This is a genomic window from Streptomyces sp. NPDC023157 (genome assembly GCF_055560575.1).
In genome coordinates this window covers 15,565-25,066 of record NZ_JBVHIL010000009.1, presented here as the reverse complement: position 1 = coordinate 25,066, position 9,502 = coordinate 15,565, and the positions used below count along the sequence as shown (strand labels likewise).

Sequence of the window (9,502 nt, the reverse complement as noted above, 5' to 3'; positions counted from 1 at the left end):
CACCGCATTTTCAATCTTTGCGAAAGAGCAGACAGTCGCGACATCCGGAATCTAACGTTCCGACAAATCGGCACGATGCAACCATCTTGACTTTCCATCAGATTCTCACACACGCCCTCATAACATCTTCATAAAACTCTCAGATATGGACGTCTCCTGGTCGCCGTGTGATCGTGTGCGCGCCTGCGCCCCGTGGTCTGTACCGCGGGGCTGTCTGCGCTTGTCCGAAATCCTCTGGTTCACACGGGAGTCGCCCGCCGTGCCCGCGCCGCCCAGCCTTCTCAGCCCGTTCGTGCGCACGCGCACACGGCTGAGCCTCACTCTCGGCCTCGTCCTGGCCGCACTCACCGCCGCGCTGCTGCCCTGGTGGCAGCCGAGCGGCCCGACCGTCCCGGGTTCCCAGACCTCCACCGAAGCGCGGAACGCGTCGGTGGGTCCGCGAGACGAGGCCACCGCGGTGGCCGAGGCGAAGCGGACGGGCAAGAAGGTGCTCGTCGAAACGGCGACCACCGCGACCCAGCTCATCTGGGCGCAGCCCAACGGCAAGATGTTCACCCAGATCGACGCCCTGCCGCAGCGCGCGAAGAACGCGGCGGGCAGGTGGGCGCCGATCGACACCACGCTGCACCGGACGAAGGCCGCCGGGCCGCTGAACGTCAGCCCGGCCAACGCCGTCGTCCCGGTCCGGTTCTCCGGCGGCGGCAAGGCCACGCGCGCCGACCGGTCCTTCAGCCGGCTCCCGCTGGCCGAGGGGACGTCGAACGGCACCCCGCTCGCCGAGGTCGACCTGGGCGGCCACACCGTCACGTACACCTGGCCGACCGCTCTTCCCGAGCCCGTCCTCGACGGCCCGCGCGCGCTCTACCCCGAGGTCTTCCCCGGTGTCGACCTGCTGCTCGTGGCCCGCGCGGAGGGGGGCTTCGGCCAGGTCCTGATCGTGAAGAACCGCGAGGCCGCGCGGAACGATGCCCTGGCGACGGTGAAGTTCGGGGTGCACTCGAAGACCGCCGTCTTCCGGCAGAACACCGCGGCCAACGTGATCCAGGTGCTGGACAAGGCGGGCGAGGAGCTCGGCTCCATCCCGACCCCGTTCGCCTGGGACTCCGCCGGCCGTGACTCCGAGAAGCCGGACGCGGCTCCGCGTACCGCCGTCGCCACCCCGGCCGACGTGCTCAAGCTGTCGGGTCTGACCGGCATCGAGCCGGGCGCGAAGTCGGCCCAGCTTCCGGTCGCGCTCGACGGTGACGGCACCGGCGACCTGACCGTCGGTCTGAAGGTCGCCGAGACCCAGCTGCTGAGCCGCGCGGACACCACGTACCCGGTCTTCATCGACCCGCCGCTCAACGCCGGCTGGCTGGCCTGGACCGTGGCGTACAAGAAGTACCCGAGCTCCAGCTTCTGGAACGGTACGAACTTCTCCTCGGGCACCTCCGACGCCCGCGTCGGCTACGAGAGCGACACCGGTGGTCTGGCCCGCTCCTTCTGGCGGATGAACTTCTCGTCCAGCTACAAGGACGCGAAGTTCGACTGGGCCTACTTCAAGGTCAAGAACAACCACTCCTGGTCCTGCACCGAGCGGCAGATGGAGTTCTGGCTGACCGGCGGGATCTCGTCGGGCACCACCTGGAACGCGCAGCCGAGCTGGTCGAGGTCGCTGCACAAGAAGTCCTTCGCGCACGGCTGGTCGAGCGCCTGCCCGGACGAGTACGAGTCGTTCACCGTCACGTCCGCCGCCCAGGAGGGCGCCGACAAGGGCTGGTCGAACATCACCTTCGGCATGCGGGCCACCAGCGAGTCCGACACCCAGACGTGGCGCAAGTTCGCCGCCACCGGTGCGACCCTGACGGGCCAGTTCAACCGCGCGCCGTCCCAGCCGACCTCCGGCACCTCCGCCCCCGGCGGCGCGTGCGTCACGGGCAGCTCGGGCACCGGCGTGCTGATCGGCCGCACCAACATCACCCTGAAGGCGAAGGGCGCCGACGCCGACGGGAACCTGTCCAAGCTGCGCTTCCGGTTCTGGAAGGACGGCGGCTCCGCGCAGGACCGGCCGCTGGCCACCCCGGACTCCAACGGCTGGGCGCAGGTGATCATCCCGGCCACGGATCCGCTCCTGAAGGACATCACGGCCAACACCACGTTCCTCTGGGACGTGCGCTCCGAGGACACGACGTACCCCGACGCGGGGTCCACCTCGTCGTTCTTCCCGGACGGCAGCTACCCCTGCCGTCTCACCGTCGACCCGACCGCCCCGCCGCAGCCGGACATCACCAGCACGGTGTTCGACGAGGCGACCCCGGACGGCAAGACCTGGGCGAAGGTGAACTTCGGCAAGCTCGGTGACTTCACCTTCACCGCCCCCGGTGCGACGCGCTTCTCGTACGGCTTCGAGGGCCAGGGTTACAAGGACACCCCGACGCCGGTCAACGGCAAGGTCACGCTGAAGGACGTCGCCCCGCCGCACGCGGGTCCGGTCCAGATCAACGTGTACGCGTACGACGCCAACGGCAACCAGAGCCTGCGCGGCGACTACTCCTTCTACCTGCCGCCGCGGGACACGGCCGACGGTCCGATGGACACCGGCGGTGACAACATCCCGGACCTGCTCGTCCTCTACGCGGACGGCAAGCTGAAGAACTGCGTCGGCGCTCCCGCCGACCCCGCGGTCCCGGGCACCGGCGGTGAGCTCTACAGCTGCCTGGACGCGTCCTACGTCACCGCCGGCAAGAAGGTCAATCCGGCGAACCACTGGGTCGACGCCGCGGGCACGCCGTCCCTGATCGCGCACTACAACGACGCCTACCCCGGCGACGGTTCGACCGACCTGTTCGCGGTCACCCCGGACAAGCAGTTCTGGCTCTACCCGGGCGACGGCTACGGCACGTTCAACGTGGACAAGCGGATCAAGGTCCGGCTCCCCTCCAACGCGCCCGCGCCGAGCACCTGGACGCAGATGAAGGCGATCGGCGACGTCACCGGGGACAAGCACCCGGACCTCGCGCTGCGCGCCGGCACCGCGTTCTGGATCCTGTCCGGTTACAGCGGCGCCACCTTCCAGACGGCCACGCTCATGGAGGGCACCGCCTGGGCCCGCCGCGACATCGTCAACATCGCGGACATGAACAAGGACGGCACGCCCGACCTGCTCTGGCGCAACCTGGACAACGGCAACATGTACGCCCGGCACGGCAAGCCCGGCTCGGTCGCCGGCAGCGTCGACCTGGAGTCGATCAAGGTCGCGGCGAACTCGCTCAACGGCGACGTCGCCTTCGGCACCAGCTGGACCGAGACCAACGTGACCTCGGCGATCGGCATCCCCGACGTCAACAAGGACGGGATCCCGGACATCTGGGCCCGCTTCGGCGACACCGGCAACATCAAGCTGTACAACCCGTCCACCACCAACACCAACGCACCGGTCAAGACGGTCCTGGCGGTCGACTGGCGGACCGTCAAGGCGTTCGGCTGATCCAGGCCGCCCGCACGACACCGAGCCCCCGGCGCCCGCGAAGGCGCCGGGGGCTCGGCCCGTTCCCGGGGAGCTACGCGGCGTCGGCCCCGCCCTCCGCGATCGCCGTCTCGACCTCCTCGACCCGCGCCCGCTCCTCGGCCGCGAACCGCTCGCGGTCCAGGGCCTCGGCGATCTCCTCGTCCTGGGTCATCAGGAGGTCGAGGTTGGAGTCGCCGAGGTCGAAGACGCCCATGTCGAGGTAGGCCTTCTGGAGGCGCTCGCCCCACAGGCCGATGTCCTTCACGCAGGGCACGATCCGGCTGAAGAGCAGCTTGCGGAACAGGTGCAGGAACTCGCTCTGCTCGCTGAGCTCCTCGGCCTCCTTCTTCGGGATGCCGAAGTTCTCCAGGACCTCGACCCCGCGCAGCCGGTCGCGCATCAGGTAGCAGCCCTCGATGACGAACTCCTCGCGCTCGCGCAGTTCGGCGTCGGAGAGCTGCCCGTAGTAGTCGCGCAGCGCCATCCGCCCGAAGGCGACGTGGCGGGCCTCGTCCTGCATCACGTACGCGAGGATCTGCTTGGGCAGCGGCTTGTCGGTGGTGTCGCGGATCATGCCGAAGGCGGCGAGCGCGAGGCCCTCGATGAGCACCTGCATGCCGAGGTACGGCATGTCCCAGCGGGAGTCGCGCAGGGTGTCGCCGAGCAGGCTCTGGAGGTTGTCGTTGATCGGGTAGAGCATCCCGATCTTCTCGTGCAGGAAGCGCCCGTAGATCTCGGCGTGCCGGGCCTCGTCCATGGTCTGGGTGGCCGAGTAGAACTTGGCGTCCAGGTCCGGGACCGACTCGACGATCCGGGCGGCGCAGATCATGGCGCCCTGCTCACCGTGGAGGAACTGGCTGAACTGCCAGGAGGTGTAGTGCCGGCGCAGCTCGCCCTTGTCCTTGTCGGTGAGCTTGGCCCAGTGCCGGGTGCCGTGGAGGGACATGGCCTCGTCGGGGGTGCCGAGCGGGTCGTACGGGTCGACCTCCAGGTCCCAGTCGATCCGTGTGGCGCCGTCCCACTGCTTGTCCTTGCCCTTCTGGTAGAGGGCGAGGAGACGGTCCCGTCCATCGTCGTAATCCCAGTTGAAGCGGGCGGCGCCGGTCGCGGGCACCTGCCAGACGGGCTCCCTGGGGGCCTGCGCATAGAGGTCGTGCGTCGACACTGACGGCTCCTTCCTACGGTTCCCAGCAGGCTCACACGTTGGTAGACGCAGGGTCAACAAGTCGTGCGTGAGGGATTGACGACGTTACTGACGAGGAGTCTTATACGTTCCATGGCCAGTCTCACCGAGCCCGACTTCGCCCTCCTGCGTGACGCCCTCGGCCCGCTGCGCGACCGCGAACAGGTCGCCGAGCGGCTCCTGGAGTCCTCCCTCAAGCACTCCTTCGACCCCGAGACCGAGCTCGACTGGGAGGCCCCCTTCGAGGACGGCAAGTGGTTCTGGCCGCCCGAGCTGGTCTCCCTCTACGACACCCCGCTGTGGCACCGGATGTCCGAGGAGCAGCGGATCGACCTCTCCCGGCACGAGGCCGCCTCGCTGGCCTCGCTCGGGATCTGGTTCGAGATCATCCTCATGCAGCTGCTCGTCCGGCACATCTACGACAAGTCGCTGACCAGCCAGCACGTCCGCTACGCGCTGACCGAGATCGCCGACGAGTGCCGGCACTCGATGATGTTCGCCCGGCTGATCACCCGCGGCGGCTCCCCCGAGTACCCCGTACCGCGGATCTACCACAACCTCGGCCGGGTCCTGAAGACCGTCTCCACCACCCCCGGCTCCTTCGCCGCCACCCTCCTCGGCGAGGAGATCCTGGACTGGATGCAGCGGCTCACCTTCCCCGACGAGCGCGTCCAGACCCTGGTCCGCGGCGTCACCCGCATCCACGTGGTCGAGGAGGCCCGGCACGTGCGGTACGCGCGGGAGGAGCTGCGCCGGCAGATGGCGACGGCCCCGCGCTGGGAGCAGGAGTTCACCCGGATCAGCTGCGGCGAGGCCGCCCGGGTCTTCTCCACCTGCTTCGTCAACCCGAAGGTGTACGAGAACGTCGGTCTGGACCGCCGCGAGGCCGTCGCCCAGGTGAAGGCCAGCGGCCACCGGCGCGAGGTCATGCAGTCCGGGGCGAAGCGGCTCACCGACTTCCTGGACGACATCGGCGTGCTGCGCGGCGCGGGCCGGCGGCTCTGGAAGTCCTCCGGGCTGCTGGCCTGAACGCCCGCCTGAGCTGCCCAGATCCGTACGGAGCCGCCCGGCGCCGCCCCGCACGGCGTTACGCTGCGGGCATGACGAGTCCCGCGTCACCCGCGTACCGCCGGCTCAGCGTCGAGGAGCGGAGGCGCCAGCTGCTCGACGCCGCCCAGACGCTCTTCGCGCACCGGGCGCCGGAGGAGGTCTCCCTCGACGACGTCGCCGAGGCCGCGGGCGTCTCCCGGCCGCTCGTCTACCGCTACTTCCCCGGCGGCAAACAGCAGTTGTACGAGTCGGCGCTGCGCTCCTCGGCCGACGCCCTGGAGCACTGCTTCGCCGAACCGGCGGCGGGACCCCCGACCGAGCGGCTCGCACGGGTCCTGGACCGGTACCTGGCCTTCGTGGACGGGCACGACGCCGGGTTCGCCGCGCTGCTGCGCGGCGGCAGCGTCGCCGAGACCTCACGGACCTCGGCCATCGTCGACGAGGTCCGGCGGGCCGCGGCCGAGCAGATCCTCTTCCACCTCGGCGCGGACCGGCCGGGACCGCGGCTCGGGATGATGGTGCGGACCTGGATCGCGGCCGTCGAGGCGGCCTCCCTGATCTGGGTCGACGAGGGCAAGCAGCCGCCGGCCGGGGAGCTGCGGAACTGGCTGGTGGACCATCTGGTCGCCCTGCTCGCCGCGACCGCCGCGAGCGACCCGGAGACCGGCCGGGTGGTGACCCGGCTGCTCGCCCAGGAGACCTCGGCGGGGCCGGTCGGCACCCTGGCCAGGAACGTCATCCCGGTGGTCAGCGAGGCCGCGCACCTGCTCTGAGCCCGGCGGAGGGGACACTGGTGGGGTGAGAAGCGAGAACACCCCCTTCCGCGGCGGCCCCCTCGACGGCCGGACGCTGCCTGTCCTGCTCGGCCCGACCGGCCACCCCCCGAAGTGGTACGAGGTCCCGGTCCCGGCCCACGAGGGCCGCCCCGCGGCCGTGTACGCCTACCACCGCGAGCCCGCCGGGTACGGCAAGCGGCTCGGGCTCCAGCAGGGCTGGGTCTACGTGTACGCGCCGGAGGGCCGGGAGCGCCGCGAGATCCGCTGGCCCTGGTCCAAGCCCCGCACACCGGCTCCGCCGAACGAGTGAGCCCCGCGAACACCCCCACGCCGGTCCGCTCATCACACTAATCACCGCGCCATCATCCCGATGGAGGTGGTGACGTGTCGGTACGGCTGCTGCGCACGGTCTGCACGGGGGTACTGGCCGCCCTGACGGGGGTGACGGCCCTGACCGGGGTGACGGGGGCGACCGCTACGGACGCCGGTGCCGCTGCGGGAACGGGAACGGCTACCGGTGCCGGGACCACTGCGGGAGCAGGAGCGGGAGCGGCTACGGACGCCGGACCCCCTCCCGAAGCGGGAACGACCCCGAACCCCGAGACCCCTCCCGCAGCAGGACCAGCCCCGGACCCCGGCGCGCCTCCCGCGTCCCCCGGGGCGTCGCAGGAGTCCCTCGGTTCCCTCCTCGGGCGGCTGCGGAGTCTCTACCGGGAGACCGAGCAGGCCACCGAGGCCTACAACGCCGGCGAGGAGACCCTCAAGCGCCAGACCGCCGACACCCGCCAGGTCACCGCGCGGCTCACCGCCGCGCGGGACGAGCTGGCGCGGGGCCGGAACGAGGCCGGGCGGCTCGCGCGGGAGCAGTACCAGGGGCGTTCCGAACTCTCCCCGTACCTGCGGCTGCTGCTCGCCCGCGACCCCCAGCACGCCCTGGACCAGAACCACCTGTTCGCCCGCGCCGCCCGCGACCGCGCCGGTGCCGTGACCCGGCTCCAGGGGGCCGAGCGGCGGGCCGCCGACCTGGCGACGGCCTCCCGCAAGGCGCTGGACCGGCGCACGGCCCTCGCCGCCCGGCAGCGCGCCCACCGCGACGACGTGCAGAGGCGGCTCCGGGAGGTGGAGGGGCTGCTCGCCGCCCTCTCCCCCGAGCAACTCGCCGGAGTCGGCGCCCTGGAACGTACCCAGACCGCCGGCGCCCAGGCCGAGCTCCTCGGCTCCGGCGTCCTCGACGGCCCCCGCACCCCCTCACGGGCGGGCGCCGAGGCGCTGCGCTTCGCGGTGGCGCAGATCGGCAAGCCGTACGAGTGGGGCGCCGAGGGCCCCGACACGTACGACTGCTCGGGTCTGACCCAGCGGGCCTGGGCGGGCGCGGGCCGCGAGCTGCCCCGCACCAGTCAGGAGCAGTGGCGGACCCTGCCGCGTGTCCCGCTGTCCCGGCTGCGCCCCGGCGACCTGGTCGTCTACTTCCCGGAGGCCACCCATGTCGCCCTGTACCTCGGCGACGGTCTGGTGATCCACGCCCCGCGCCCCGGCGCCCGGATCAAGGTCTCCCCGCTCGCCGCGAACCCGCTCCTGGGCGCCGTACGCCCCGATCCCGACACTCCGGCCCTGACGACGTACGCGCCGCCCGAGCTCCCGGCGGGAGCCACGGACGGCGCGGACGAGGGGTACGGCGAGGGCCGGGCCCCGGAGGCTCAGGAACCGGAGGCTCAGGAACCGGAGGCTCAGGAGCCGACGGCTCAGGCTCCGGCGACCGAGGCCAGGTAGGCGGCGGTCTTCTCCGGGTCGAAGAAGAAGTTCTCGAAGTCGGCCGGGTCGTCGAAGCCGTTGGCGAAGCGGTCGGCGACGGGCTGGAGGCCGCCGGCGGCGCCGAGGAGGTCGAGGACGTGCTCCGGCGGCGGCGCGAGCATGGCGTTGGTCCACTTGGTGACGTGCTGGGCGGTCTGCCAGTAGCGCTCGAACGTCGCCCGCATCCAGCTCTCGTCGAACGCGCCGTCGCCGTGCTCGACGATCGCGGCCAGGTAGGCGGCGGCGCACTTGGACGCCGAGTTGGAGCCCTGCCCGGTGATCGGGTCGTTGGCGACGACCACGTCGGCGACGCCGAGGACCAGGCCGCCGCTCGGGAGCTGCCCGACCGGGTTGCGGACGGTCGGGGCGTAGCGGCCGGCCAGGGTGCCGCCGGCGTCGGTCAGTTCGACCTTGGTGGCGCGCGCGTACTCCCAGGGCGTGAACTTCTCCATCAGCTCCAGCGTGAGCGCCAGGTGCTCGGAGGGGTCCTTGACGCCCTTGAAGGCGTCGACGGGGCCGCCGGGGACGCCCTCCCAGAAGAGGATGTCGGCACGGCCGGAGGTGGTGAGGGTCGGCATGACGAACAGCTCGCCGACGCCCGGCACGACGTTGCACCGCACCGCGTCGAAGTCGGGGTGCTCGGGCCGCGGGCCCAGCCCGTGGACGTAGCTGACGGCGAGGGCGCGCTGCGGCGCGTCGTACGGGGAGCGGGCGGCGTCCCGGCCGAACATGGAGACCAGCTCGCCCTTGCCGGCCGCGACCAGCACCAGGTCGTAGCTGCGGGCGAAGTAGTCGAGGTCGCCGACGGCCGCGCCGTGGATGACGAGCTGGCCGCCGCGCTGGGCGAAGGTCTCCATCCAGCCGGCCATCTTCACGCGCTGGTCGACGGACTGGGCGTGGCCGCGGAGCCGGCCGACCCAGTCGATCGCGCGGCCGCCGTCGGGCGCGCCGACGGAGACGCCGAGGCCCTCGATGCGCGGGGCCTGGGACTCCCAGAAGTTGATGCCGAGGTCGCGCTCGTGCTGGAGCGCGGTGGCGAACATGCACTGGGTGGACATGACCCGGCCGGACCGGATCTCGTCCGCGGTGCGGTTGGACATCAGGGTGACTTCGTACCCCTTGGACTGCAGTCCGAGGGCGAGCTGGAGACCGGACTGACCGGCGCCGACTATGAGTATCTTCCGCATGTGCGACCGACCTTGAGGGGGGACTCGG

7 protein-coding genes are annotated in these 9,502 nt (G+C 71.3%); 5 read left to right on the top strand and 2 right to left on the bottom strand.

The genetic code is table 11. From position 1 onward, the window contains the following. Positions 1-292: 292 nt before the first annotated feature. The gene (locus ACZ3ZE_RS28825) at positions 293-3,466 is read left to right on the top strand and encodes a DNRLRE domain-containing protein (protein WP_467261367.1); all 3,174 of its coding nucleotides are present in this window, start codon (positions 293-295) and stop codon (positions 3,464-3,466) included. Positions 3,467-3,539: 73 nt separating this feature from the next. Here ACZ3ZE_RS28825 and ACZ3ZE_RS28820 read toward each other — a convergent pair whose 3' ends face one another. Beyond that, on the bottom strand, positions 3,540-4,652 hold the full coding sequence (locus tag ACZ3ZE_RS28820) for a ferritin-like domain-containing protein (protein ID WP_361178866.1): 1,113 nt from the start codon (positions 4,650-4,652) through the stop codon (positions 3,540-3,542). 111 nt (positions 4,653-4,763) lie between these two features. Between ACZ3ZE_RS28820 and ACZ3ZE_RS28815 the strand changes: the two genes are divergently transcribed. From ACZ3ZE_RS28815 to ACZ3ZE_RS28800, 4 genes are all read left to right on the top strand, one after another. Then, positions 4,764-5,699, top strand: coding sequence for an AurF N-oxygenase family protein (locus ACZ3ZE_RS28815; RefSeq protein WP_361629231.1), 936 nt, complete (start codon positions 4,764-4,766; stop codon positions 5,697-5,699). A 71-nt stretch (positions 5,700-5,770) separates the two neighbouring features. Then, positions 5,771-6,493 (top strand): TetR/AcrR family transcriptional regulator, encoded by a 723-nt coding sequence (locus tag ACZ3ZE_RS28810; protein ID WP_361178860.1) that lies wholly within the window; start codon positions 5,771-5,773, stop codon positions 6,491-6,493. A gap of 25 nt (positions 6,494-6,518) precedes the next feature. Next, on the top strand, positions 6,519-6,806 hold the full coding sequence (locus tag ACZ3ZE_RS28805; protein ID WP_363293061.1) for a hypothetical protein: 288 nt from the start codon (positions 6,519-6,521) through the stop codon (positions 6,804-6,806). A gap of 74 nt (positions 6,807-6,880) precedes the next feature. Then, a complete protein-coding gene (locus ACZ3ZE_RS28800) occupies positions 6,881-8,266 on the top strand; it encodes a C40 family peptidase (protein WP_467261365.1) in 1,386 nt (461 codons plus the stop codon). Here ACZ3ZE_RS28800 and ACZ3ZE_RS28795 read toward each other — a convergent pair. Then, the gene (locus ACZ3ZE_RS28795; RefSeq protein ID WP_361178853.1) at positions 8,239-9,474 is read right to left on the bottom strand and encodes a styrene monooxygenase/indole monooxygenase family protein; all 1,236 of its coding nucleotides are present in this window, start codon (positions 9,472-9,474) and stop codon (positions 8,239-8,241) included. The genes ACZ3ZE_RS28800 and ACZ3ZE_RS28795 overlap by 28 nt on opposite strands. Positions 9,475-9,502: the final 28 nt, after the last annotated feature.

What these genes read in the sequence shown, in the direction of transcription:
- ACZ3ZE_RS28815 (WP_361629231.1), top strand. Translation starts at nt 4,764, where the DNA reads ATGGCCAGTCTCACCGAGCCCGACTTCGCCCTCCTGCGTGACGCCCTC.
- ACZ3ZE_RS28810 (WP_361178860.1), top strand. Translation starts at nt 5,771, where the DNA reads ATGACGAGTCCCGCGTCACCCGCGTACCGCCGGCTCAGCGTCGAGGAG.
- ACZ3ZE_RS28795 (WP_361178853.1), bottom strand. Translation starts at nt 9,474, where the DNA reads ATGCGGAAGATACTCATAGTCGGCGCCGGTCAGTCCGGTCTCCAGCTC.